Raw genomic sequence first — 25,901 nt, 5'->3', positions numbered from 1 at the left:
CGGATCCGCCGAGGGCCTGCCGAACTTCCTGATGGTGCGATCCCGCCCACGATCTTCCAGCCCTCCTCCAGCGCCGTCGTCCATGAGCGGACGAGTCCCTCCGCGCCCCGCGCGCTGCCTGACGGCTCCCTGCCCTCCGGGGCAGGCTCGAGACAGGGGAGCCCCCGCGGCACCGGGTCCGCGCTCGAGGCGTGGGGATGGGGACGAGGCCGCTGCACCCGAGTGCCTCCCCGGAGACAAGCGGGGGCTCCCAGGGAAGAGAGAGCACGTGCAACCCTCATGTGACACACCCCATGGAGCGGGAGATTCGAGCGGAGGCCCAGGGCGCCGCCGTCGCTCGCGTGGACCTGAAGCCCGTCAGCCCGGACGCCCGGCTTCCACGTGGACGTGCCCTCCAGCGATGACCCGGGCGGGCTCTGAGTGGCGGGTGGCTTCGCTCCCAGTGAGCCTTGAAAGTCCGGAGAGCGGCTCCCGGGTCGGATTCACCCCTGGCTCGTACTGGGTCCCCACCATGGAAGACACAGGACCGGGCACGTAGAGTCCAGGGCGTGCCTCGCTGTCTGACATGCGGGCGGCGCTGGGAGGGCTCACACGTCACGTGTCCGCTGGGAACTCCCCCGGCGGAAGGCTCCGCCGCTCCGCTTGAAATCCCCCCTGTCCCGGAGCTCCCCCTCCCGGGCTATCGCGTCGAGCGCCTCATCGCGCGGGGAGGCTTTGGCACCGTGCTGGCCGCGCAGCGGCTCGTGGACGCCGTGCCGGTGGCCATCAAGGTGGCGCATGCGGGCAGTGCCCTCTCCCGGCTCCAGCTCGAGCGCGAGGCCCAGGCGCTGCGGGCCGTCGGAGCCCCGGCCGGGCCGACGCTGTACGCGGAGGGGGCGCTGGAGGACGGCGGCCGCTACCTGGTGCTGGAGTTCATCCCGATGCCCACGCTGGCCTCGCGCCTGGGCGCGCTCTCGGGGCCCATGCCGCTGGAGGAGTTCTCCTCACGCGCGCTCGCGCTCACGGAGGCGCTCGACCTGCTGCACAGCCGTGGCTTCGCCCACTGCGATCTCAAGCCGGAGAACCTCCTCCTCGATGACGCGGCCTCGCGCGTGCGGATGATCGACTTCGGGCTGTCGCGCTCGCTCATCGTGCCGGAGGTGTCCGAGGAGCCCTCGGCGCAGGAGGGGAGCAGCTACGCGGGGACGGACGAGTACATGGCTCCCGAGCAGTGCGCGGGCTCCTCCACGCTGGATGCGCGCACGGACGTGTACGCGCTCGGAGTGCTCCTCTACGAGATGCTCACCGGGAGGCCTCCCTTCTTCGGCGCGCGGACCGAGGTGCTCCAGGCCCACCTCTCGCGGCGGCCGACGCCTCCCTCGGAGCTGGCGCCAGTCTCCGCGGCGCTGGAGGCGGTGGTGCTCCAGTGCCTGGCCAAGGAGCGCTTCCGGCGCTTCGACAGCGTGGCCACCGTGCGCGGCGCGCTGCGAGAGGCGCTCGCCCAGGCAAAGCCCGCGAACACGCCCGCCGCGCGAGCCCCCTCCGCCGAGGAGCCCTCCCGCGCTCCGCAGACGCGCCGCTCGGTGGCGGTGCTGCTGTTTGCCTCCAGCGCCAACCCGCTCGCCATCCAGAAGGTGCTGACGGGGCTCGGCGGGCAGGTGGCCTACCGCGACGGCGCGCGCTTCGCGGGTGTGTTCGACCCCAACGCCGGAGAGAACCCGGTGCAGCGCGCCATCCGCGCGGCCGAGGAGCTGGAGGAGCAGCGGCTGGTCTCCACCGCGCTGGTGGACGTGGCCACCGTCACCGTCCACCAGCGGCCGGGGGCTCCGCCGCGCTACCTGGGCGGCATCTTCACGCGCAAGGAGCGCTACCCGGCCCCCACGGACACCATCCCCCTGCTGCTCACTCCCGCGGCGGCGGATGCGGTGCCCGACGTGCGCTGCATCCCCATGCCCGAGCGAGGAGGGCTGCTGCGTCCCAGCGCCCCCGAGGTGGTGCCGCGCAAGGAGTTCACCGTGCTCCGGCTGGGCAGCAGCGTGCTCATCGGCCGGGACGAGGAGCTCCGGGGGCTGTGGGACAGCGCGCGGATCGCGGTGGAGCAGCGAGCCCCCACCCTGACGGCCGTGCTCGGAGAGCGGGGACACGGCAAGAGCCACTTCGGCGCGGCGCTGGCGCGGAGGCTGCGTGAGGGGCTGCCACGGGCCCGGATCCACTCGGTGCGCGCGCGCGAGCCGGTGCAGGGCGACCCGTCCAGCACGCTGCGCCTGCTGCTGCGCCAGGCGCTCCACGGCTTCGAGCGGGAAGAGGCGAGCAGCCCGGAGGAGGGCCGCAAGGCCTTCTTCGAGCGGCTGGGGGAGGAGCTGGCCACGGAGCTGTGGCCCGGCGTGGTGACGACGCTGGGCTGGTCGGGGCTCGACACCCCGGAGCTGCAGAGCCGGGCCGCGGCGCCGGGTGCCTTGCGCTCGCTGGCGCTGCGCGCCACGGGAGAGCTGCTGGCGGCCATCGCGCGCGAGCGCCCGCTGTGCCTGCTGCTGGATGACGCGCACTTCGCGGATGAGACGGCGCTGGATGCGCTGGAGTACGCGTGTCTGGCCGAGGGCAAGGTGCCGCTGTGGGTCTGCGTGCTGGCGCGTCCGGAGTTCGAGCGGAGCCGGCCCTCCTGGGGCATGCGCGCGGCGTACCGCGCGACGCTCAACCTGGGGCCGCTGGCGGCGGGAGACGCGCAGGCGCTGTGCCGCATCCTGCTGCGGCCGGTGGAGAACGTCCCCTCGCAGGCCGTGGAGCGCATCGTCGAGCGGGCCCGGCGCGTGCCACTCTTCCTGGTGGAGCTGGTGCGCGCGCTCAAGCGCCAGGGGCTGGTGCGCCAGCGGGGCGAAGGCGGCAGCTGGTTCCTCGTCACGGACGAGCTGGACACGGTGCCGGAGCTGCGGCTGGTGGAGTGGCTGGCGGACCGGGAGCTGGGGGCGCTGCCTCCGGCGCTGGCGGCGCACGCGCGCCTGTGCGCGCTGCTGGGCTCGGACTTCACCGCGACGTCGGCCGAGGGCATGGTGCGCGAGCTGGACCGCGAGGGTGGCGCCTCGGGCTTCCCGCTGGATCCACACCACGCCACGCGCCGGCTGCTGGACATGGGGCTGCTGGTGGAGCACCGGCACGAGGCGCTGAGCTTCCGCAACGAGCTGGTGCGCGAGGCCGTGGCGCGCACGCTGCCAGAGGCGGAGCGCGCCCGCATCCACCGCGCCGCCTTCCGCTTCTACGAGAGCCGCAGCGCCGCCACCGAGCGACAGCTGCTGCCGCGCCTGGCCTTCCACGCCGCGTCGGCCGGCATGCGGGAGGAGGCGCTCGCGCTCTACCTGGACCTGGCGGAGTCGGCCCGGGGCCGCCACGCATACCTGGACGCCGAGACGCTCTACACGCGCGCGCTGGAGCTGCTGGATGCGACCGACGAGCTGCGCGGGCTGACGCTCTTCCGGGGGCGAGGCCTGATGCGCTACCGCATCGGCCGGTATGACGACTCGCTGGCGGACTTCACGCGGGCGCGCGAGCTGGCACGGCGGGTGGGAGACACGCGCGTCGAGGTGGAGGTGCTGCTGGACGAGGCGATGGCGCTGGACTGGGTGAACGACTACGTCCGCTCGGAGGCGTGCGTACAGGAGGCGCGGGCGCTGGCGGTGAAGGTGCCCTCCTCCTATGTGCAGGCGCGGCTGCTGCTGGGGGTGGGGCGCAGCTGGTTCCGCCAGGGTCGGTGGGAGGAGGCCTGCCCTCCGCTGGAGGCGGCGGCGGATCGCGCGCTGACGCTGGGGGACGCGGGGTACGAGACACGGGTGGTGGCGCAGCTGCTGCTGGCCGTCATCCTGCCCAACCTGGGGCGCATCTCGGAGGCGGAGGCGGTGCTGGAGGATGTCATCGCCTCCTGCACGAAGCGCGGCGATCAGTTCCACCTGGGAGGCGCCATCAACAACCGGCGCAACCTCTGGGTGGCGCGGAAGGATCTGACGAGCGCCATCAAGGACCAGGAGCGCTTCATGCACCTGGGCCGCGAGCTGGGCGTGGTGGGCTGGGAGTACTTCGCCGAGCACAACCTGGGAGAGCTCTACTACCAGGCGGGAGACCCTGCGCTGGCGGCGCCGCACATCGCGCGAGCCATCGAGCTGGAGCGTCAGCACCTGGAGGTGGCGGCGCGGCCGTGGGCGCTGCTGCTGCATGCCCGGGTGCTGGCCTGGGAGGGGCAGTTCGCCCGAGCGCGAGAGCGGCTGGGGCAGGTGCGAGAGGCGCTGGCCCAGCGGCGACATGCGGTGGGGCTGAGCCCCTCCGAGGAAGTGCTCTTCGCGATGGTGGAGCTGACGACACGCGACGCGAGCCCGGAGGCCTGGCGCAAGCTCCAGGAGCGGTCCGCGGAAGTCTCCGTGGAGCAGGAGCCGCTGGAGGTGCTGGAGATGATGGGGCTGGCGGCGCTGAGGCGAGGCGACCGCGCGGAGGCGGTCCACATCCTCGAGGACGCGCTGCAGCGGGCCGTGAAGATTCCCAACGTCATGGAAGGGCGGCTGCGCCGGACGCTGGAGCGAGCACTCTTCGCGAGCGCGGGCTGAGACGGGCACGGAGCCACTCCCAACCCAGCGGCCCCCTCACCCCTACCGCTGGAAGATCCCGAACGCGAAGAGCGCCGCGATCGCCAGCCCCATGAGGGACTCCCCGGCGATGGCCCCCGCTCCCAGCGCTGGAGCGTGCTGCGCCGTCGCCTCCGGCCGCAGGCGACGCCCGACCGCCACCAGCAGCGCGCCCGTGGCGATCGTCACCGCGTAGTTGGCCGGCACCAGGAAGCCAATGCCCATCGCCGCGGTCGAGGGCACGAAGCGCTCCAGCCGCCCACGCGCCGCAAGCGTCAGCCCGGCCCCCACCGCGAAGCCGGCCCATGCGGCCTGGGAGGCATACGCGGGCAGCCCGGAGAACCCCTGGGTCGACAGCTCCGCCAGGGCCCGGAACTGGTGCGCCGAGGGCACCGGCAGCACCTCGCCACCCACTCCATAGGCCTTCAGCAGCAGCAGGTACGCGGGCACTCCCACCGCCGCCCCGACGAGCACGCCCAGCAGCTGCGCGAGCAGCTGCCGCTGAGGCGCCGTCCCCAGCAGGTGCCCCGCCTTGAGCGACCAGAGGCTCACGCCCGTCTGCGCCACCGCCCCCGCCACCACCGAGCCCCCCGCCACGTTGAGCCCCGCCGGCCCCGGAAACAGCGTCCCGGAGACCACCTGCGCCACCTGCCCCATCTGCCCCACCGGCGCGATGTCCGTCTGCCCGGCCCCGCGCGCGCACACCGCGCACAGCGGCAGCACGAGCGCCAGCACCACCAGCGTGTGCGACATGGGCAGCTCGAACACGCCCTGCCCCAGCACCAGCACCAGGGCGGACGCCACCAGCCCCACGACCAGCGGCCAGCGGCCCGTGCCACTCCCCGCCGTGCCCATGGACCGCAAGTCCCGCACCGCCCCCACCAGCGAGCGGGCCTGCGCCGCGAGCGACACCACCGCCGCGCCCACCATCAGCCCCACGCCAGGCCAGGTCAGCCACTCCGCGAACTTCTCGTAACCGCCACTGGCCGCCACCACCCCCCCGCTCACGAGCGCCGGCGCGCTCACCCCCCACGCCAGCACCGCGCCCAGCAGCATGCTCAGCCCCATGGGCAGCCCCGCCATCATGCCGATGGCCAGCAGCATGGGGTTCCACCCAAAGCCCCACGTGAAGGTGGAGGCCGGCAGCCCCGCCAGCCGTCCCGGCATCGCCGTCATCGCGGGCACCCACCCGGACACATCCCGCAGCCACGTCAGCGCCATGGACGCCAGCCCCGAGCCCATCAGCACCCGCGCGCGCCCCGGCTGCGCCACCCGCTCCGCCTTGTGCATCGCGGTGATGACCTCCGCGGTGGCCACCCCCGTGGGGAATGGCAGCCCCTCCTCGATGAGCAGTCTGCGGCGCAGCAGGTACGCCGCCAGCACGCCCAGCAGGCCCAGCGCGGCGCCCCAGGCCACCACCCCCCACGCGGGCACGGAGATGCCCATCATCGCCAGCGCCGGCAGCGAGCCCAGCAGCCCCGCCGCGGCCGGCATGGCCCCCACGGCGCTCGCCGCCGTCTGCGTCATGTTGCTCTCGCGCGCGGTGGGCGCCCTGCCCCACCGCCGCCCCAGGGCCGACAGTCCGCTGAAGCCCAGCACCGCCGCGCTGATGGAGCCGCTCTCCCACCAGCCCGTCTTCATCCCCATGTACACGTTGGAGACCGCCAGCACCGAGCCGATGATGCAGCCCCCCACCAGCGCGCGCGTCGTGAACTCGCCGCCCGAAGTCATCACTCCCGGTCCTGGCACGAACACCGCCGGGTTGGCGGCGGGAACCTCGAGGGCCGAGGACTCCAGTGGCCCTGACGGCACCTTCATCTCTGCGCCTCCACGGCACGCCGCGTCACCAGCATCCTCAACTCCTCCAGGTTCAAGGGCTTGCCGATCTTCGGGTTCGGCACCCCCTGAAGGAAAGTCACCGCCCGCGGCGTGAAGGCCCCGCCCGTCATGAAGACGACACGCCCGGCCACCTCCGGAGACACCCGCTCCAGCTCCCCATACAGGTCCATCCCCGTCATCCCCGGCATCATCACGTCGCACAGGATGACGTCGTAGCCCCTGTCCTGCGCCAGCAGCGTCAGCGCCTCGCGCGCCGTGTTGGCCGTGGCCACCTCGTGCTCGGCCCCCAGCGCCCGCTGCAGCGACAGCGTCACGTTCGGCTCGTCATCCACCACCAGGATGCGCGCGCGCGGAGAGCTCAGGCCCAGCTCGGGCAGCCGGAAGCTCGGGCGCGTGGGCGTCTCCGACTCCTGCGGCATCGCCCGCAGCGTGACGCGGAAGGTGCTCCCCCTGCCCGGCTCGCTCTCCGCGGAGATGGTGCCCTTCATCGACTCGATGATGCCGTGGCAGATGGACAGCCCCAGCCCCGTGCCCTCGCCAATCGGCTTGGTGGTGAAGAACGGATCGAACACCCGCGACAGCACCTCCGCCGTCATCCCCACGCCCGTGTCGCGCACCTCCACCACCACCCGGCCCCTCTCCGGCGCGCGCAGCCGCACGGCAATCTCATGCCGCTCCGCCGGCTCGCCCTCGGGGATGGCCTGCGACGCGTTGAGCAGCAGGTTGAGGAACACCTGGCACAGCCGCGACTCGTTGGCCTCCACCAGCGGCACGTGGTCGAACTCCAGCACCAGCCGCGCGCGGTGGCGCAGCATGTTGTCCGCCATCTTGCACGCCAGCTCCACCGCCCGGCGCACGTCCACCGGGCCCATGCGCGCATCCTGCTCGCCCCGCGCGAACGTCTTCAGGTCCTGCACGATGCCGGCGATGCGCTCGGCCCCCTCCGTCGTCTCCTGGACGAGCTGCTGCAGCGGCTCGATGGTCCCCTGCGGCGTGACGGCCTCCAGCCGCTCCAGCCCCACCCGGATGAGGTGAAGGTTGACGAGCATGTAGGCCAGCGGGTTGTTGATCTCATGGGCCACCCCCGCGCCCAACGTGCCCACCGACGCCAGCCGATCCGCCATCACCAGCCGCGCCTGCAGGTTCTTCCGCTCGGTGATGTCGCGGTGCACCATGATGCACGCGATGGTGCGCCCCTCCGAGTCCCTCAGCGGCACCGCCACCGACTCGCAGGCGCACACCGTCCCGTCCCGCCGCTCGAACTTCACCTCGCCCGTCCACCGGCCGGCCTGATCCAGCGCGGTGAGGATGTTCGCGGTGAGGATGTCCGTCAGCCCCGGGTTGAGCACCGAGAAGAGCGTGTGCCCCAGCGCCTCCGACTTGGTGCGGCCGAACATCCGCTCCGCGCTCGGGTTCAGGTCCACGATGCGCCCGGACAGGTCCGTGATGAGCACCGCGTCATAGAAGCTCTCGAAGAGCAGGGCCTGGCGGCGCAGCTCCTGCTCGGCCTGCTTGCGCGCGGTGATGTCCATCACCGTGCCGGTGATGCGCGCGGGCGCCCCCTCCATGTCGCTGAGCACGTCGCCCTTGCACGACAGCCACCGGTACCCGCTGCCCGCCGGCTCGATGCGGTACTCCAGCTCCACCTGGGTGCGCTTCTCCAGCGCGGTCGCCAGCGCCTCGCGCACGCGCGACAGGTCCGCCGGGTGCACCACTTCCTTCAGGTCCATGGCGCGACCCGAGAGCTTGCCCACCGGCAGCCCCAGCAGCCGGTCCACGTGCTCGGACCACGTCACCACGCCGCTGGAGGCGTTCCAGTCCCAGATGCCCACCCGCGCCGCCGAGAGCGCCTGCCGCAGCTGCTCCTCGCGCGGCTCGAGCTGCTCGCGCGCCGAGAAGCGGAAGACGGTGCCGGTGCCAATCTGCAGCCGGTCCCCCTCCCTCAGCTCCGTGGAGGTGACGGACACCCCGTTGAGGTAGGTGCCGTTGGTCGAGCCCAGGTCCGTCACATGGCAGGAGCCCTCCGGCGTGCGGACGATGCGGGCATGCCGTCGCGACACCCCGTGGTCGTCGATGCGGATGTCCGCGTCCGAGCCGCGCCCGAGCACGTGCTCGCCCGGCGCCAGCGGGTACGCCTTGCCGATGGCGGCCGGCATCGCCGTGCTGATCAGGATCAGGCAGGCCCCCGCCGTGGCCGACGGTGGCGCCAGCGGCATCCCCGCACACGTTGTCACATCATCCAGAGTCGTCATGGGCATCTGTCCCCCCCGGCTCTCCCGGGGAAATCCCACCAGCCTTGCCGGCCCCTCGTCCAACCTACCGCGTCTGTTGCACCAGCGAGAATCCACCAACAGACACGCCCCGCGCCAGCCAGGCGGAGCGCTGCTCGATCCACGACACTCACTCGCACCGAGGGTGCGTTTCCAGTCTGGGACAATTTCTCGCGTGTGACGGAGCAGGTAGTTAGCGTGTGGGTATGGGGGACTCAGACGACACCTACCGCATCCAGGGGGCAAAACCCCAGGTTCCCTGGAATACCGAGCCAGGCCCCCCCAAAGTCGGCGACGTCCCCCAGTACGCGCTCGCCGGAGAGTACCTGCTCAAGCGGCTCATCGCCTCGGGCGGCCACGGCAGCGTGTACGAGGGCGAGCACCGCATCCTCGGGCGGCGCGCGGCGGTGAAGGTGCTGCACTCGCACCTGGCGGACCAGGGGGAGATGCTCCAGCGCTTCGTGCGCGAGGCGCGCATCGTCAACCAGATCCGCCACCCCCACGTGGTGGACGTCTATGACTTCGGGATGATGCCGGATGGCAGCCCGTACTTCGTCATGGAGCTGCTGGAGGGCCGCACCCTCAGCCAGCTCGTCCACGAGCGCGGGCGGATGTCGGCCGAGCGAGCGCTCGCCTACCTGGAGCCCGTGTGCGGCGCGCTGGAGGCGGCCCACCGCGCCGGCATCGTCCACCGGGACTTGAAGGCCAGCAACGTGATGGTGGTGGAGGACGGGGAGCAGCCGCGCGTGAAGCTGCTGGACTTCGGCATCGCCAAGGTCATCGAGCCGCAGGCGGGCCAGGCCGGGCTGACGCTGGCCGGGCAGCGGCTGGGCACCGCCTTCGCCATGGCCCCCGAGCAGCTGCGCGACGGCGTCATCTCTCCGGCCACGGACGTGTACGCGCTGGGCGTGCTCCTGTTCCAGCTCGTCACCGGGCACTACCCCTTCCACTCCAAGGATCGGCTGGAGATGGAGCGGCTGCACCTGGAGGCCCCGCCCCCGCGCGCGAGCGCCTCCGCGCCGGTGTCCCCCGCGGTGGACGCGGTGGTGCTGCGCTGCCTGGAGAAGGAGGCCGAGCGGCGCTACCCGAGCACCGAGGCCTTCCTCACCGCGCTCAGGGAGGCGGTGGCGGGCCCTGGCACGCCGACGGCCGGGGGCACCACCCGCCAGGCGCTCGCGGTGCACGCCGAGGTGGACCTGGCCGACGCGGAGCATGACGAGGAGGTGGTGCACTCCGCGCTGGCCGAGGTGCTCGACTGCCTCGAGCAGCAGCTGAGCGCCACGGGCTTCGTGCTGGCGCTGCAGACGGGCACCGCGCTGCTGGGCGTCCGGCTGCTGGAGAGCACCGAGCCGCTGCCTCCCGACGAGGCCCGGCGGCTGCTCGAGGCGCTGCGCGACTTGCGCCGCGACACCGAGTCCCTGGCCGCCGTGGTGGACGCGCACGTCCACCTCTGTGTCCACGTGGGGCCCGTGGAGGTTCGCGGCGAGGACGCCTCCCTCGAGGTGCTGGGGGGCCCTGTCACGGAACTGGCCAGTTGGGTGCTCCGCGTGCCGAATGGGCTCCACCTGACGCCCAGCGCGGGACAGCTGCTGGGCCTGACTGTATCAACCTGAGACATCGATACATCTCATGTGTCGCCCTCTCGCGCAGCGCGAGGGGTGCGCTGAATCATTCATACACAAATGCACCGCCCCTCGCTGAAGTGTGAACGGTATTTTTGAGAGCGATTGGACTGGCGCGCATTCTCGAACATCGGTAAAAGTATTTATTAGCAGCATTGTTCGGATTCACTGTAACGCCGGCTTCCACCGCGACCGTGACCACGGCCGCCTCTCACGGGGGGTTGCACCATGAAGACGATTTCCTCCACCGACTCCTTTGCCTACGGAATCCAGCAGCACGGCATTTATCGAGTGGCGCGGTTCGTCGTGCTGGTGATGTGGCTCTGCGGCGCGCTGGGGTGTGGCACCGAGGCGGAGCCGAGCAGCGCGGGCGAGGCGCTGGCCATGCAGGAGGCCGCGCAGGACACGGACAGCGGCGTGTCGCTGGACGGGCTGTCCGTCAACGGCCTGTCCGTCAATGGCCTGTCCGTCAATGGCCTGTCTGTCAATGGCCTGTCTGTCAATGGCCTGTCTGTCAATGGCCTGCAGACGCTGATCTTCCAGGACTGGTTCGAGGAGGATCCGACCCTGCGGTCCAACGTGATGAAGTACGTGGTGCAGTGCGCGTTGCCCTCGGGGCAGAGCCGCGGCTACACCAGCCCGGTGACGGGCCGCACCTATCTGTGGCGGGGACAGTTCGGGCTGGCGCCGCGCTGGACCACGGGCAACCCGGCCACCGTGGCCGAGCAGCAGCTGGTCACCGCGTGCCTGGCGGCCCACGCGAACAAGTTCGGCATGCACATCTCGCTGTCCGTGCTGGGGAAGACGGCGATGGGCTCCACCATCCCGTACACCGCCACGGAGCTGGCGACGTACTCGGAGACGGAGGCGTGCTTCTTCGGCAACACCTTCGCGGACGAGGGCATCTTCGCGGCCAACGACCGCAACTACCTGCGCTCCTGGGAGAGCAGCCCGCGGGCGTGCGGCCTGTCGGCGCTGGAGCAGAGCACCGACTGCGCCCCCATCATCCACGTGGGCACGTGCCGGGACTACTGCACGCTGGACGCGACGGGGACGTTCTACACGCAGTGCACGTACAACGGCGTGTCGTACCTGCCCATCACCACGCGCATGCTCCCCAAGGACATCTACTCGTGCGGTGACGGGGTGTGCCAGTTCACCGAGAGCTGCGGCCTGGACGCCACGTACAACAGCTGCCAGGCCGACTGCGGCCAGTGCCCCTGAGCCGGCTCAGACGCGCGTGAGGCGGAACACGTCCACGTCCACGCCTTCCGAGAAGTGCACCAGCGGCGGAGTCTCGGGGCGGGTGAGCCCCGCCGCCGCGAGCAGCGACTCGTCCAGCCCCTCCACCTCGGCGCCGCGGACCTGATAGGGCGGGTGGTGCACCTGCCCGCGCCACAGCCCGCCGCCGTGCACCGTGTAGAGGAAGTAGCGCTCCACCAGGAAGTGCTGCAGCGTGCCCGGCACCGAGGCCGCGGCCTCCCCCTTCGGCGAGCACCGCACGGCGCACCGGGCCGGCACTGGAGCGGGCCACAGCCGCTCCGAGCGATAGGAGATCCACGGGCCCTCGTGCCTCAGCTCCATGCGCGCGAAGTGGTAGGGCAGCTTGAACCAGGCCCGCGCCAGCCTCACGGCGATGCGGTTGGCCGCATCCAGGCTGAAGAACCACACCCCCGGATCCTTCCCCTCCCGGTGCACGTAGGTGCGCACGTTCGTCTCGTGGAAGTCCGACAGCGGAGAGAACGCCGGCAGCCCCGCGGGCCGAACCCCGCGCATGGTGAAGGGCACCAGCCCCACGAGCGCCCTGCCCTCGTGGGTGTCCAGCGTCAGCCCCGGCGGCAGCAGCGGCGCGAGCACCTTCGCCGGCACCTCCCAGTGGAGGAAGAGCAGCGTGCGCCAGCGCTGATACATCACCGGGCGCCCCTCCGGGCGAAGCGTCGGTGTGATGCGATCGATCGTGTCCCTGTCCGCCATGAGCGCTCCGGGCCCCGCCGCTAGCCGCTGGAGGACGCCGAGGTGTCACCCACGGGCAGGAACACCCGGAAGGAGGTGCCTCGCCCCGGCTCGCTCTCCACGGTGATGCGGCCACCCAGGCCCACCACGATGCCTCGGCAGATGGACAGCCCCAGCCCCGTGCCCACCCCCGCCGGCTTCGTGGTGAAGAACGGATCGAACAGCCGGTGCAGGTTCTCCGGAGGAATGCCCACGCCCGTGTCCTTCACCTCCACCACCACCTGGTCCTCGCCCTGCTTCCACGTGGTGAGGCGCACCTCGTGCATCTTCGCGTCCGCCCCCTCGGGGATGGCCTGCGCCGCGTTGATGATGAGGTTCAGGAACAGCTGCCCCAGCCGGGACTCGCTGGCCATGATGGAGGGCACCTCGCCGTAGCTCTTCACCAGCTGCGCGCGGTGGCGCAGCTGGCTCCGGGCGATGTTGCCGCACAGGTCCAGCACCGAGTGCACGTTCACCGGCCCGCGCTTGCCGTCATCGCCCCGGGCGAACGTCCTCAGGTCCCGGACGATCTCGCTGACGCGGTCGCCTCCCGTCGCCGTCTCCTCCAACGCCTCTTGAATCTCCTTGAGCCGCTCGCGCGTCCGGTCGTCCGCCTCGTCCACCAGCGCCTGCACCTCGTCTCGCACGAAGCGCACGTTGCTCAGCATGAAGGACAGCGGGTTGTTGATCTCGTGCGCCACGCCCGCCGCCAGCGAGCCGATGGCCGCCATGCGGTCCGCCGTCTGCAGCTTCTCCCGCAGGTGCTTGCGCTCGGTGATGTCGCGCACGATGGACACCCGCGCGGGCTGGCCCTCGAACACCAGCGTGAAGGTCACCACCTCGCTCAGCACCACCCGCCCCTCGCGGTGGGTCCAGTGGACCTCCTGGACGCCCTGCTCGTCCCCGGGATGGGTGAGCACGTCCTCCTCGGTGGGCTGGATGAACTCCACCAGCTTGCGGCCCCGAAGCTCGTCCGCGCGCTCGTACCCCAGCAGCGAGGCGGCCGCCGGGTTGTGGAACACGATGTGCCCTTCCCGGTGGATGAAGAGCGCGTCCGGCGAGCGATCCACCAGCGTCTGGAAGCGCTCCTCGTTCTCACGCAGCTGCTTCTGGCTGCGGTCGACCTGCTCGGCCATGCCCTGGGCATCCACCTCCAGCCGCTGGATGCGCCGCCGGAACAGGAAGTAGAGGAGCAGCCCCATCCCCGCGGCGAGCACCAGCAACAGCACCACCATGGGGGTGCTCAGCACGCTCACTCTGCCCCTCCTCTTCCCATGATCCTGGATCTAATACATTTTCCACCGCGAATTCACATTTCCATGCGACGCGGTCTGATCAGCCCCCTATCCCCGAGGGCGGATCCGCGGCCCCGACCCCGGGCGTCCGCTACCCGGGCGGGGTGTTGCGGTAGATGACCTCGGCGCGGTGGAAGAGGACCCAGGAGGTGACGATGTACTTGTCCCCCGAGCGCGGCTGGTTGCCGCGGTGGGTGTGGGTGAAGCCGGCCGGGAAGATGAGCATGCGGCCCTGCTTCGACTCCACCTTGCGCTGCTGGTAGTAGAACTCCGTCTCGCCGCCCTCGGCCACGTCGTTCAGGTAGAACTGGAACGCCAGCACCCGGTGCAGCTGCTCGCAGTTGGCGTCCTTCGGGTAGATCTCCGAGTGCCAGTGCGGATAGCCCCCCGAGCCCTTCAGGTACTTCTGAACATTGAGGGTGCCGTAGCGGTAGAAGCCGCCGATGAGCGTGTCCAGGAGCGGATCGCCCAGCTCGGCGAAGTTCTGCTCGGTGAGCGTCACCAGCTTGCCCGTCTTCGGATCCTTGAGGGCCGGAGAGAGGGCGCCGATGAGCGTGTAGAGGTACTTGCGCAGGTAGCCACGCAGGTGCGGGAAGGCGCGATCCTGCAGGACCTTGAGCATGTCTCCCCAGTCCGGGGCGTGGTTGATGGACAAGTCGTAGCTGTCCTTCTTCTCGACATCCACGCCGTGGCCGGTGCGGCCTCGCTGCACGTGAGGGCTCTTGTTGAAGCGCTGGATGAGGTCCTGGCAGAGCCTCGGCTCGAGAGCACCGTCGTGGACCTCGATGAAGTCGGTCATGGGAGAAGGGGACAGGGGTGGTGGAGCCAGGGCTCGATTATAGTGGCTCCCCGATGCGTCGCATCCTCCTCCTCCCGCTCGTCCTGGCCTGCATCGAAGGCTGCTCCTGCCAGGAGAAGCCCGCTCAGCCCTCCACGGCCCCCGACGCGAGCACGGCCCAGGCCCAGCCCCCGCCCCTCCCGGTGCTGCCCGAGACAACCCCCCAGCCGCCCGCCATCCCCGAGCAGGCGATGCGGCTGCACGCCCAGGGCCGCAAGCAGGGGGAGGCGGGCCAGTTCGCCGAGGCGCTGAAGTCCTTCCAGCAGGCGCGGGAGGCGGCCCCCAGCTGGCCCATCCCCCTCTATGACATCGGCCTCACCTACCTCCATCTCGAGGACGACGCCCGGGCGCTCGAGGTGTACGAGCAGCTGGACACGGTGGTGCCGCACGGCCTCTCGGACAGCAAGCGCATCCTCGACAGCCTGAGGAGGGAGAAGGCTGGCCGCGTGCCGCCAGGGACGCTGCGGGAGTTCCTCGAGGTGGAGCAGCTGAAGGACCCGGAGGAGGCCCACCGGCGGCTGGAGGCGCTGACGAGGAAGGCACCGGAGTTCGTGCCGGCCTGGGAGGCGCTCGCCCTGTCTGCGGAGAAGCTCGACGAGGGGGAGCGGCTGGTGGCCAAGGCGCTCTCGCTCGAGCCCGACATCGACACGCGAGGCCAGCTGCTCCTGCGCCGGGCGTCGCTGCTGAAGCGGCGCCGGGAGCCCGAGGCGGCCCGCAAGCAGCTCCAGGCGCTCATCGACGATCCCAACATGCCCCCGAGGATCGTCGCCGAGGCCCGGGAGATGCTCATGGCTCCGGAGGCTCCTCCTCCGTGACGGCGGGCCCGGCCGTGAACGCCCGCCAGTCCTCCTGAGAGGTGAAGACGCGGGCGCCCAGCTGCTCGCACGCCTCGCGATGCGCCAGCGCCGCCGCGCCGCCCACCCAGACGGGGATGTCTCGAGGCAGGGCCTGGAGCACCGCGGCCACGGTCGCCGCGAACCCGGCCGCGCCCGGATCCACCACCGCCGACAGGCCCACCAGGGTGGGCCGCAGCTGGGCCACCAGCCGGCCGAGCTCCGCCGCGGGCACCCGCTGCCCCAGCAGCGTCACCCGGAAGCCCGCGCGCCTGAGCCGCAGCGCCGCTCCCATCAGGCCGATCTCGTGCTCCTCCTCCGGGAAGCACGCCAGCACCGCGTGCTGGCCGCTCTCGCGCTCCGGCCCGACCTGCAGCAGGCTCACCATCCGAGCCCGCACCACCTGGGACACCAGGTGCTCCTGCACCACCGTCAGCCGGCCCTCGTGCCAGTGGTCGCCCACCTCGCGCTGAAGCGGCGCCAGCACCTCGTCGAAGGCCTTGATGGCGGGCAGCGCCACCAGCACCTCGTCCAGCACGGCCGACACGTGCGCCTGATCATGGCTCTCGGCCGCGGCGAGCACCGCGGCCCGCCAGGCGGCCAGGCTCGAGGCGCTCACCTCGCTGGGCTGCGGCTCGCTCGCCCCGGACAGCTCCCGCTGGAGCTGGGGCAGCAGCTTCACCGCGTCGCTGATGGAGACGCCTTCCTCGGTGAGCTGCTTGAGCCGCTTGAGCAGCGCCACGTCCCTGTCCGTGTACACGCGGTAGCCCGAGGGCGTGCGCTGGGGCGTGAGCACCCCGTAGCGCCGCTCCCACGCGCGGATGAGCTCCACGCGGACCCCCGACAGCTCCGCGGCGATGTGGATGCGGTAGGTGCGCTCAGCCATTCACGGGGGCTCGAGTCCGGTTCAGGGTCCCACGAGCCAGCTGCCACAAGGCAATGAGCTCATCGGCGGACTCAGCATACTGCGCCCCCAGTGAAAAGATGGCCTTCAGATGCTCGCGCGCTCCCACGCCTCCCACCACCACCTGGACGGAGCCGCAGGCGCGCATGATCTCCGTCAGCAGGGCCGTCATCTCCTCCGGCTCCCGGCTGCGCACGAAGGAGAGGGCCACCAACTCCGGTGCAAGCTGGGTACACGCGCTGTGAAGCGCCTCGGCGGGTGTATCCGCACCCAGCATCGTCACGCGCCAGCCGCGGCGCTTGAGGTGCACGCCCAGCGCCAGCAGGCCGCCCTCGTGATGATCCCGGGCCGGGCAGGCGAGCACCACCCGGGGCCCCTGGCCCTGGGGCTCGTCGGCGTCCAGCAGCGTGCGCAGCCGCTGGCGGATGAGCGCCGAGGCCAGGTGCTCGCGGGCGATGTCCAGCCGCATCCCCATCTCCCGGAGCAGCGGCAGCAGCAGGCCGTTGCAGTACACCTCCACCTCCATGGAGGCCTGCGCCTCGTCCAGCACGCGCCGCGCGGCGTCCGCGTCCAGCACCATGACGGCGGACCAGAAGCGCTCGGCGAAGCGCTCGTCCCGGGGCAGCGCCTGCAGCGGGGTGGCCTTCACCTGGGCGATGGCCTCGCTCACCGACAGGCCTTCCGAGATGAGCTTGGCCACCCGGCGGATGTTCTCCACCTCCTCGCGCGAGTAGGAGCGGTAGTTGTTGTGCTCGCTGCGGTTGGGCCGCGGGAAGCCGTAGCGGCGCTCCCAGGCGCGCAGCGTGGCCTCGCGGATGCCCGTCAGCCGGGCGATGGTGCGGATGCGCAGCGTCATACCCGCAGCCCCCTCACCGCGTCCCAGCGCTCCGCCACGCCGCTGCCCCCGCGCACCAGGCCGCGGAAGCCCTCCAGGCTCGTGGCCGCCGCCACCCGCCGCGCCGCCGCGTCCAGGTTCTCCTGGAACACCTCCAGCGGGCCGGGCGGGTGCGGCGTGCCCACCTCCACCAGCACGTCCGGACGCTCGTGCTCGAGGAAGGCGTAGCGCAGCGCCACCGGCACGCACTGCTTCCTGCCGGCTCGCGCCAGCAGCTCCACGCCCCGCTGGAGCCGCAGCGGGAACGCCCCGAAGGGCCGCAGCTCTCCCTCCGGGAAGAGGCACACCGCCGCCCGAGGCCGCCGCAGCAGCTCCCGCGCGTAGCGCAGCGACTCCAGCGAGGAGGCAGCGTCTCCCGGCCGGATGCTGAAGGCGCCGATGCGGGACAGGAAGCGATAGCGCCGCAGGTTCTTCTCCTCCATCAGGCAGTAGGCGTCCCAGCCCGCCGCCTGCCCCAGCTGGTGCAGGATGAAGCCATCCCACCAGTTGGAGTGGTTCACGTAGACGAGCCGGGCCTCCTCGCCCGAGGGCAGCGCGCCGCGCACCCACAGGCCTCGGAAGGCGGACCGGAACTTCCGGTCCACGTACCGATCCAGGAGCCACCCGAGGGCTCCTCCTTTGGCCGCGCGAATCACGGCGCCCGGACCTCCTTCGGGCCCAACGCCGCGGTGAACAGCGCCAGCCCGAGCGACACGAGCAGGCTCGTCATCACGAAGAACAGCACCTCCTCCAATGGCACCACGCCGACATACACCCCCAGGTGCTTGCCCTCTCCAAAATTCCAGATGCCCGCGGAGATGGCCAGGTGGTCCGCCGCCGCCAGGTAGCAGCCGACGAGGAGGGCCGGCGGGAGCACCGCGCGCAGCACCGCGCCCGTGCGCTCCTTGTAGTGCCGCGCCAGCACGACGAGCTGCAGGAGGATGAGCGGCAGCGCCCACGCCATCAGGTGGATGAGGTAGGCCCAGCGAGACTCCATCAGCTCCATCATGGCGAGACCTCCCTGGGCGCCAGCGGCCCCTCCGCCTCGGTGGAGGCCCTTGCCGGCTTGGCCCCCTGCCGCTCGGAGATAACAGGGCCCTGGGGCTTGCGCTCCAGCACGCGCGCCAGGCGGGCCCGAGCCCACAGCCCCACCAGCAGGGTCTGCAGCCCGAAGAAGAGGTACTCCTCCAGCGGCAGGTACCCGAGCTTGATGCCCCAGATGCGCTCCGGATCGAAGCCCCACAGTCCCCACTTCACGGCCAGATTGTCCCACGGTGTGGTCGCGACGTAGACGACGATGAGCAGCAGCCCCATGGGGGCCAGGCCTCGAAGGCTGAGGGTTTTCCGGTACCGCACCAGCAGGAAGAGGATGGGCAGCACCACGAACAGGCCAATGAAGCGTGCGTACGTCATCCCGGACCTCCACTGAGCTCTGGCCACACGGGCGCCATCCGTCCCCCTCGCTGGAGCGCGTAGGTGCGCCCACGCCACGTCACCGTCCCCGCCTGCCACGTGGAGCGCAGGAAGGCCGCCAGCAGCAGCGCCTCGCCCAACAGCCAGGCGCCCGCCACGGCGAGCCAAGCGCTCCCGCCCCCACCCTCCCCTGCCGCAGGTGGGGGGCTACCTCCTGCTTTGAGGGAGAGCGGGGGCGAGGACTTCGTCAACACCGCGAGCCTCCAGGACAGCAGCGTCCGCACGAGCACGAGCGCGCCCGTCGCGGCCCCCACCGTCCAGGAGCCCAGCCCCAGCGCCAGCGCCGCCAGCGGCAGCGTGGGGGTGAAGAGCAGCGGCACCGTCGGGTAGAGCCCCGGCCGGTGGCTCGCCAGCACCTGCATCCATCGGGTGAAGCGCTCCACGGCGGGGCGCCAGGAGCGCATCGGCTCCATGGGCACCAGCGCCGGCTCCTCCGCCAGCGCCACCTCCTGCCCGCGCGCGTGCAGCCGCTTGGCCAGCTCCAGGTCCTCGCCGATGTGGTCCGCCAGGCCCCGCAGCTCCTCCGCCGCCACCGGCGAGAGCCCCAGCGCCTTGCCGCACACCGCCTTGGCACCCGCGCTCATCGCGTGCAGCGCCCGGAAGCTGTGGTGGCTGTGCCGCAGCAGCCCGGACACCGCCCAGGCCACGAGGCCGCGCACGCCCACCGGCGTGGGCGCCGCCGTGCTCAGCGCCGCTCCGGCCGCCACGGGCGCCGCCAGCGCCTCCACCAGCGCTCCCGTCACCGCCACGTCCGCGTCCACCGCCAGCACCACCCTGCCCTGCGTGGGCAGCACCTCCAGCGCGTACAGCAGGTGCCCCACCTTGCGGTTCGGCGCGGGGGGATCGCTCGGCAGCCACCGCACTCCCGGCCCCAGCCGAGGCCGGTACGGCGACAGCACCACCTGCTCCAGCTCGCCCGCGTAGTCCACCGGGCGCGAGAGGTTCTCCAGCTCCCGCTCGGTCGGCGCGTCCACGGGCCTCAGCAGCAGCACCGGCACGCGCGTGCCCGCCACGGGCCGACGCCGCGCGCGCAGCAGCCGCCCCAGCGCCACGGAGCTGAAGCCCGTCGCCATCGCCGCCCAGCCGAGGCCCAGCAGCTCCAGCGGGCTCATGGCCTGCCCTCCTTGCGCGTGCGGAAGTGCGCCATCCAGCGGATGAGCGGCGAGTGGAAGCGGCGGAAGTCCGCCACCTCGCCCAGCGTGTCCAGCCCGCCCTGGCGCGCCTCCACCCGGGCGTAGAAGGGAGAGGACTCCAGCAGCCGAGGCTCGCTCTCCACCGGGGCGCTCGACAGCAGGCGCTTCGGCACGCGCAGCCCCCAGCCCGTGCGCCGCGTCTCCAGCGCCAGGGTGCCACTGCCCCGCCGGCACTGCACCCCCTGAGGCCCGGCGATCACCTGCACCGGCGCGCTGCCGTCCGGCAGGACGTAGTCCACCACCGTGTCCCGCGCGCCGTGCGTGCGCGACCAGTGCCACCCGCTCAGCCGCGCGCCGAGCTGCTCCTGGCCGTGGTTCGTGTCGTGGTAGCCCAACCCCTCCAGCTCGAGGCCCTCGGTGTCCACCGTGAGCCACGCGCGGGCGCGGGGCGCCATGGGCTGCCACCAGTGCGGCAGGCCCGCCACGAGCTGCACCTCGTCCCCCAGCGGCGTCATCGGCTCCAGCACGAGCCGGGCCTTCACCGGGCGGCCCCACGGCGCCGTGCGCTCATCCACCTCCATGCGCACCACCTCGCCCTCGTAGCTCAGCGTGGAGCGGCCGATGCGCAGCCGGTACGGGGACTCCTGCTCCATCACCGGGTACTCGGACAGCACCCACCGTCGCCGCAGGCCCCGGTGGTAGAGCGCGAAGTTCACCGCGCAGTGCTCGCGCGGCAGCCCTCCGCGCCGCGCCGCCACCGAGTAGCGCGGAGAGAAGAGCGAGCCCACCATGAAGATGAAGACGGCGCTCAAGTCGCCCGCGGTGACGTCCGCGTAGAACCAGCGGTAGGCCCCCGACTCGGAGGGCAGCGACGGCAGCGGCGGCAGCAGGCTCATGCCTCCACCCTCCTCAAGTGCGCGGACGCCATCTCCGCGGCGAAGCTCCCCGAGAGCATCACCAGCGGCACCCCGCCGCCCGGGTGCGTGCCCCCGCCCGCGAAGAACAGGCCCGGCGTATTCCCGCGAATCCGCGGCCGGCGGAACGGACCGAACTTCCCGTGCGGCAGGAAGCCGTAGATGGAGCCGCCCGGCGCGCCCTGGGCCGCCAGGTCCACCGGCGTGCGCTGCCCCAGCACCCGCGTCCGGCCCTTCAGCTCCGGGAAGCACGTGTGCAGCCGCTCGAGCATCTGCGCCTTGGCGCGCTCGGCGTTGAGCTCCCACACCTCGGCCGCGCGCTCTGCCTCCGCCTGTCCGGTGGGCAGCGGGGGCGCGTTCACCATCACGAACAGGCCCGTGCGCCCGGGCGGCGCCATCGTGTCGTCCGACGCCGAGGGGTTGCACACGTACACCGTCGGCTCACTGGCCAGGCGCCCGGCGAACAGCTCGTCGAACTCGCGGCGGTAGTCGCCGCTGAAGAGCACCGTGTGGTGCGGCACCGACGGGCGCCTGTCCACCTCCAGCAGCAGCACGTAGCCGGACAGGGACAGCGGCTCGCCCTCGCGCCGCAGCGCCGCCAGCGGATCCGCGTTCACCACCACGCTGTCATACACCTCCGCGTCCCCGGAGGGCCCCACGCGATAGCCACCGCACGGGGCCTCGCGCTGGTAGCAGGCGCGCGCGTTCAGCCGCACCGTCACGCCCAGCCGGCGCACCGCCTGCCCCAGCGCCTCCACCAGCGCGCCGATGCCGCCCCGCACGTGGTGCGCCCCGTAGGCCCGCTCGATGTGGGGGATGAGCGCGAACGCCGCGCTCGCCTCGTAGGGCGAGGCCCCCGTGTACGTGGCGAAGCGCCCCACGAACTGGCGCATGTGGTCCGTCTTGAAGTGCCGCTCGGCCAGCTGGTGCAGCGTGCTGAGCCGCATCCCCGCCAGCACCGCGCCCACCCCGCGCCGGGCCACCCGCGTCATGAAGCCGGCCAGCCCCTCGAAGGGCGCCTCCAGGTACGGCTCGCCCGCCGCCCGGTAGATGGCCTCCGCCTCCGCGTAGAAGGAGTGCACGCCCCGGCCCTCGCTGCGGCGCAGCTCCGCCGCGCTCTGCGCCGTGCGCTCCACATCCTTATATGCGGTGAAGGCACAGCCATCCCCGAAGCGGTACACGCACTGCGGCTCCAGCTCCGTGAAGGGCGGCAGCAGGTCCAGCGCGCCCAGCCGCTCGAAGGTGCCGCGCACCAGCGCCGGCAGCGTCAGCAGCGTGGGGCCCGTGTCCAGGGTGATGCCATTGACGGACACGGCCTGCGCCTTGCCACCCAGGGTCGCACCCTGCTCGAAGAGGGTCACCTCGTGGCCCTCCTTCGCCAGCAGACCGGCCGCGGTCAGCCCGCCAATACCGCCGCCGATGACCGCGACCCGGGTGCGTCTCATCTCCGGCCTCCCTGCCGCCGAGCCACCTCCGCCTCGAGAATCTCCCGGGCCCGCTCCGGCCGGTACACGCGCTCGCGCGAGAGCCGGTCGGCGATGATGCCCACCAGCTCGCCGCTGGCGCCCGCCTCGGCCGCCACGCGCCGCGCGTGCAGCGCCATGTGGCCCTTCTGGATGCCGTCGGTGGACAGCGCCTTGAGGGCCGCCAGGTTGGTGGCCAGCCCCGCCGCCGCCGCCAGCCCGGCCAGGTCCACCGCCCCCGACGTGCCCGCCAGCTTCAGCGCTCGCTGCACGCCGGGGTGGGTGCGCGCCGCGCCTCCCACCGTGGAGGTGGCCAGCGGCAGCTCCAGCTCCCCGCACAGCTCTCCCTCCGGTCCCTTCCACCACGAGGTGAGAGGGCGGTATCCCCCATGGCGCGCCGCATAGGCGTGCGCTCCCGCCTCTACCGCGCGCCAGTCGTTGCCGCAGGCCACCAGCACCGCGTCCACGCCGTTCATCACCCCCTTGTTGTGGGTGACGGCGCGGTACACATCCAGCTCCGCGAAGCGCTGCGCCTCGAGGATGGCGTCGCGCACCACCGCCCCATCCTGGAAGCGCTCCGAGGCCAGCGCGCTCGCCGGCACCCGCGCGCGCACCCGCACCTTCCGACGGTCCGCCAGGTTGGTGAGGATCTTCAGCCCCGCGCGGCCACCGGTGAGCGCCACCAGCCGAGGCGCCAGGTCCTCCGCCACGCTGTTGACGAGGTTGGCGCCCATGGAGTCGCGCGTGTCCACGTGCAGGTGCACCACCAGCGTGGTGGCATCCAGCACGCGCACCTCCAGCTCCCGGGCCCCGCCACCGCGCGCGCACATGGCCGGCATCAGCGCGTTGGCCGCCGCGAGCAGCTCCGGCGTTCCGGCTCGCAGCGCCTCCCGGGCCGCCTCCAGCGAGGGCACCTCCAGCAGCTGCACCTGGGCCGTGGTGATGGGGGCGTCCGCCTGCACGGTGAAGCCGCCCCCTTCCGCGCACAGGCGGGCCGCATACGAGGCGGCGGCGATGATGGAGGGCTCCTCCACCGCCATGGGCACCAGCCGGTCCCTGCCATTCACCACGAAGTTGAGCGCCACCCCCAGCGGCAGGCCGTGCAGGCCGATGACGTTCTCCACCATCACGTCGGCGCAGGCCTCGTCGAAGCCGCCCAGCCCCTCGCAGGCCCTGGCGTCCTCCGGAGCCAGCCAGCGAGACTCCACCAGCCGGGCCCGCCGCCGCTCCGGCGACTGCTGGTAGAAGCCCGTCAGCCGCGAGCTCCGCTTCACCTCCAGCGCCTTCACCTTGTCGTCACTCATCCCCGAGTCCCCGTTGGCAGGAGTGGAACACGCACCTCATCGGCTGGTACCGGCAGCACCGCCTGCGGCCGAGCCATCGCGGCCGTCGCCAGCGCCAGCTTCCGCCGGCCCGGCACCCAGGCCCGAGCGCTGAACACGTCGTAGTCGCGCTCTTCGATGACACGCAGGATGTCTCCGTAGATTCCCCCCATCAGGCGCACCATCCGCTGGCTGCCGAAGCCCTGGAGGTAGCGCACGCCCGACGCCGCGCGGCTGTAGTAGGCGCGGGCCCGGCGGATCTGGAAGCGCATGAACTCGCGCCAGCGGTCGTCCACCTGTCCGCGACGCAGGTCCTCCTCGCCGAGCCCGAAGGCCTTCAGCTCGTCCGCGGGCAGGTACACCCGGCCGCGCTCCAGGTCCTCGCGCACGTCGCGCAGGATGTTGGTGAGCTGCATGGCCCGGCCCAGGTCCGCCGCGTGCGCGATGGCCCGCACCTCCGAGCACCCCAGCACCGGCGTCAGCATCAGCCCCACCACGCCCGCCACCCGGTAGCAGTACAGGTCCAGCTCCTCGAAGGTGGCGTAGCGGTCCTTCGTCAGGTCCATCTCCATGCCGGAGATGAGGTCCTGGAAGGGCTGCTCCGGGATGCGGAAGCGCCGGACGCAGTGCTTGAGCGCCGCGAACTCGCTCAAGTCCCAGGGCGACTGCTCCTGCGCGCTCATCAGCCGCTCGGCCGGAGAGTCCATGCCCGGCGCCGCCAGCTCCGGCATCGGCAGGTACACCTCGGCCACCATCTGCCGAGCCTTCGCCAGCCGCACCTTCAGGTCCACCGGCGCCACGCCCTGGCCGCCCTCGTCCACCATGTCGTCCAGCCGCCGGCAGAAGGCGTACAGCGCGAAGGCCGCCTTTCGCCGGGCGCCGAAGAGCAGGTACGAGGCGAAGAAGAAGCTCTTGGCGTGCTCACGCGTCACCCGGCGCGCCCGCCGGTAGCCCTGGCTCACCAGCCGCATGTCGTCGTGCGATCTCATGCCGCCACCTCGACACTCTCCGGCGCGGTGCGAGCTCCGGGTGTCCGTTCCAGGCCCGTGGCCTTCGCCCACTCGAGCATCCGCTCCACCACCAGCCGCGCGGAGATGAGCACCGTGGGCAGCCCCGTGCCCGGCTGCGTGGAGGCCCCCACGAAGAAGAGGTTCTTCACCCGCGCGTCCTGGTTGGACGGCCGGAAGGGGCCGATCTGCATGAAGTTCTGCGCCAGCCCGAAGGCGCTGCCGTGCATCAGATTGTACGAGGCCGCCCAGTCATCCGGCGTGAAGACGCGCTCCACGAGGATGTCCCGCTCCAGCTCCGGGTAGCCCAGCTCCGCCAGCCGCTGGAACACCTTGGCCCGCACCTTCGGGCCCTCCACCTTCCAGTCCAGCCCCGGGTGCTGGTGCGGCACCGGCACCAGGATGTAGACGGCGTCCTGGCCCTCGGGCGCCAGGCTCGCGTCCGTGCGCGTGGGCACGTTGACGTAGAAGCTGGGGTCCTCCGGCACGCGGAAGCGCTCGAAGATGTCCTCGAACGAGCCCTTGTAGTCCCGCCCGAACACCACGTTGTGGTGGTGCAGCCCCGGGTACTTCTTGCGCAGCCCCAGGTACAGCATGTAGCCGCTCGAGGTGTAGCGGAGCTTCTCCTTGCGCGGCAGCGAGGTGGGCGCCCCGTCGAGCAGCTTCTGGTACGCGTACGGCAGGTCCGCGTTGCACAGCACCACGTCCGCGAGCACCGTCCGCCCGTCCGCCAGCCGCACGCCCGTGGCCCGCGCCCCCTCGGTGAGGATGCGCTCCACCGGGGCGCCGTAGTGCAGCCGCACTCCCTCCTCGCGCGCCACCCGCTCCAGCGCCAGGGGGATGGAGTACAGGCCGCCCTTGGGGAACCAGATGCCCACGCCCAGCTCGGTGAAGGGCAGCAGCCCATACACCGCCGGCGAGGCGAACGGCGACACGCCCAGGTACATCGTCTGGAACGTCATCGCCGCGCGCAGCCGCTCGTCCTGGAAGAAGCGGCCAACGTCCGCGTACATGCGGCGGTGGGCGCGGACCTTGAAGATCTTCGCCAGCACCTTGGGCGAGAAGTAGTCCGAGATGCCCGCGTAGTTGCGCCCCACCAGGTGGTCCAGGCTCGTGCGGTACTGCTCGCGGCCCTGCGCCAGGAAGGCCAGGTAGCGCTGGAAGCAGCCGGGCTCGAAGCGCTCCAGCTCCCTGCCCATGGTGCACAGCTCGGAGGTGAAGGTGATGGCCGAGCCGTCCCGGAAGTGGATGCGGTAGTTCGGCTCGCACCGCTGGAGCGTCAGGTAGTCCTCAACCCGGCGGCCCAGCGCGGCGAAGGTCTCCTCGAACACCTCGGGCATGAGCACGATGGTGGGGCCGATGTCCCACGTGAAGCCCTCCACCCGGAGCTGGTTGCACCGCCCGCCCGGCCCGTCCGTCTTCTCGAAGAGCTGGACGTCGAAGCCCTGGCGCGCGAGGCGTGCCGCGGCCGCCAGCCCACCGACGCCGGCTCCCACCACCACTGCCTTCGGCCTGCCCTGCTCCATGGCTTTGCTCTCT

General features: G+C 71.9%; 20 protein-coding genes. 4 read left to right on the top strand and 16 right to left on the bottom strand.

Going from position 1 to position 25,901, the window contains the following annotated elements; all coding sequences use genetic code 11:
* Positions 1-548 precede the first annotated feature (548 nt).
* The gene (locus KY572_RS13650) at positions 549-4,565 is read left to right on the top strand and encodes a serine/threonine-protein kinase (protein WP_224243033.1); all 4,017 of its coding nucleotides are present in this window, start codon (positions 549-551) and stop codon (positions 4,563-4,565) included.
* 42 nt (positions 4,566-4,607) lie between these two features.
* Here the strand turns inward: KY572_RS13650 and KY572_RS13645 are convergent, their stop codons facing one another.
* Together KY572_RS13645 and KY572_RS13640 are read right to left on the bottom strand one after the other, a co-directional pair.
* Positions 4,608-6,401, bottom strand: coding sequence for an OPT/YSL family transporter (locus KY572_RS13645; RefSeq protein WP_224243032.1), 1,794 nt, complete (start codon positions 6,399-6,401; stop codon positions 4,608-4,610).
* Positions 6,398-8,674: a PAS domain S-box protein gene (locus KY572_RS13640; protein ID WP_224243031.1), complete on the bottom strand. Its 2,277-nt coding sequence runs from the start codon at positions 8,672-8,674 to the stop codon at positions 6,398-6,400. Before KY572_RS13640 ends, KY572_RS13645 begins: the two co-directional genes overlap by 4 nt.
* 224 nt (positions 8,675-8,898) lie before the next feature.
* Between KY572_RS13640 and KY572_RS13635 the strand changes: the two genes are divergently transcribed.
* Positions 8,899-10,305 (top strand): serine/threonine-protein kinase, encoded by a 1,407-nt coding sequence (locus KY572_RS13635; protein ID WP_224243030.1) that lies wholly within the window; start codon positions 8,899-8,901, stop codon positions 10,303-10,305.
* A gap of 237 nt (positions 10,306-10,542) precedes the next feature.
* Entirely contained in the window at positions 10,543-11,538 is a 996-nt protein-coding gene (locus KY572_RS13630) for a hypothetical protein (protein ID WP_224243029.1), read from the top strand.
* A gap of 6 nt (positions 11,539-11,544) precedes the next feature.
* Here KY572_RS13630 and KY572_RS13625 read toward each other — a convergent pair whose 3' ends face one another.
* The 3 genes from KY572_RS13625 to KY572_RS13615 all read right to left on the bottom strand — a co-directional run bounded on the left by KY572_RS13625 (position 11,545) and on the right by KY572_RS13615 (position 14,400).
* Positions 11,545-12,288 carry a YqjF family protein gene (locus KY572_RS13625; protein WP_224243028.1) on the bottom strand — a complete coding sequence of 248 codons (744 nt, stop codon included), beginning with the start codon at positions 12,286-12,288 and terminating at the stop codon, positions 11,545-11,547.
* 20 nt (positions 12,289-12,308) lie between these two features.
* Complete coding sequence (locus KY572_RS13620; protein WP_224243027.1) at positions 12,309-13,562, bottom strand: two-component system sensor histidine kinase NtrB; 1,254 nt, start codon at positions 13,560-13,562, stop codon at positions 12,309-12,311.
* 130 nt (positions 13,563-13,692) lie between these two features.
* Positions 13,693-14,400: a 2OG-Fe(II) oxygenase gene (locus KY572_RS13615; RefSeq protein ID WP_224243026.1), complete on the bottom strand. Its 708-nt coding sequence runs from the start codon at positions 14,398-14,400 to the stop codon at positions 13,693-13,695.
* 53 nt (positions 14,401-14,453) lie between these two features.
* Between KY572_RS13615 and KY572_RS13610 the strand changes: the two genes are divergently transcribed.
* Positions 14,454-15,254, top strand: a complete 801-nt coding sequence (locus KY572_RS13610) for a tetratricopeptide repeat protein (protein WP_224243025.1) — start codon at positions 14,454-14,456, stop codon at positions 15,252-15,254.
* Here KY572_RS13610 and KY572_RS13605 read toward each other — a convergent pair.
* Genes KY572_RS13605 through KY572_RS13555 form a run of 11 tightly spaced genes read right to left on the bottom strand, consistent with a single transcriptional unit; the run spans position 15,226 to position 25,888 of the window.
* A complete protein-coding gene (locus KY572_RS13605; protein ID WP_224243024.1) occupies positions 15,226-16,158 on the bottom strand; it encodes a MerR family transcriptional regulator in 933 nt (310 codons plus the stop codon). The two genes, KY572_RS13610 and KY572_RS13605, sit on opposite strands and share 29 nt — an antisense overlap.
* Entirely contained in the window at positions 16,151-17,032 is an 882-nt protein-coding gene (locus KY572_RS13600; protein WP_224243023.1) for a MerR family transcriptional regulator, read from the bottom strand. Before KY572_RS13600 ends, KY572_RS13605 begins: the two co-directional genes overlap by 8 nt.
* Positions 17,029-17,706 (bottom strand): lysophospholipid acyltransferase family protein, encoded by a 678-nt coding sequence (locus KY572_RS13595; protein ID WP_224243022.1) that lies wholly within the window; start codon positions 17,704-17,706, stop codon positions 17,029-17,031. Before KY572_RS13595 ends, KY572_RS13600 begins: the two co-directional genes overlap by 4 nt.
* Complete coding sequence (locus tag KY572_RS13590; protein ID WP_317987850.1) at positions 17,703-18,050, bottom strand: lycopene cyclase domain-containing protein; 348 nt, start codon at positions 18,048-18,050, stop codon at positions 17,703-17,705. The genes KY572_RS13595 and KY572_RS13590 overlap by 4 nt, the downstream gene beginning before the upstream one ends.
* Positions 18,051-18,055: 5 nt before the next feature.
* Positions 18,056-18,463 (bottom strand): lycopene cyclase domain-containing protein, encoded by a 408-nt coding sequence (locus KY572_RS13585; RefSeq protein ID WP_224243020.1) that lies wholly within the window; start codon positions 18,461-18,463, stop codon positions 18,056-18,058.
* Positions 18,460-19,635, bottom strand: a complete 1,176-nt coding sequence (locus KY572_RS13580) for a glycosyltransferase family 2 protein (protein ID WP_224243019.1) — start codon at positions 19,633-19,635, stop codon at positions 18,460-18,462. Before KY572_RS13580 ends, KY572_RS13585 begins: the two co-directional genes overlap by 4 nt.
* Complete coding sequence (locus KY572_RS13575) at positions 19,632-20,552, bottom strand: carotenoid 1,2-hydratase (RefSeq protein WP_224243018.1); 921 nt, start codon at positions 20,550-20,552, stop codon at positions 19,632-19,634. Before KY572_RS13575 ends, KY572_RS13580 begins: the two co-directional genes overlap by 4 nt.
* Entirely contained in the window at positions 20,549-22,015 is a 1,467-nt protein-coding gene (locus KY572_RS13570) for a phytoene desaturase family protein (RefSeq protein WP_224243017.1), read from the bottom strand. The genes KY572_RS13575 and KY572_RS13570 overlap by 4 nt, the downstream gene beginning before the upstream one ends.
* Positions 22,012-23,337, bottom strand: a complete 1,326-nt coding sequence (locus tag KY572_RS13565) for a hydroxymethylglutaryl-CoA reductase, degradative (protein WP_224243016.1) — start codon at positions 23,335-23,337, stop codon at positions 22,012-22,014. Before KY572_RS13565 ends, KY572_RS13570 begins: the two co-directional genes overlap by 4 nt.
* Positions 23,334-24,344 carry a phytoene/squalene synthase family protein gene (locus KY572_RS13560; protein ID WP_224243015.1) on the bottom strand — a complete coding sequence of 337 codons (1,011 nt, stop codon included), beginning with the start codon at positions 24,342-24,344 and terminating at the stop codon, positions 23,334-23,336. Before KY572_RS13560 ends, KY572_RS13565 begins: the two co-directional genes overlap by 4 nt.
* A complete protein-coding gene (locus KY572_RS13555; protein ID WP_224243014.1) occupies positions 24,341-25,888 on the bottom strand; it encodes a phytoene desaturase family protein in 1,548 nt (515 codons plus the stop codon). The genes KY572_RS13560 and KY572_RS13555 overlap by 4 nt, the downstream gene beginning before the upstream one ends.
* Between the last annotated feature and the right edge of the window lie 13 nt (positions 25,889-25,901).

The sequence above is a fragment of the Hyalangium gracile genome (genome assembly GCF_020103725.1).
GTDB classification, from domain to species: domain Bacteria; phylum Myxococcota; class Myxococcia; order Myxococcales; family Myxococcaceae; genus Hyalangium; species Hyalangium gracile.
Note: the sequence above shows the minus strand (reverse complement) of the source record. Positions and strands in the feature narration are given on the sequence as shown.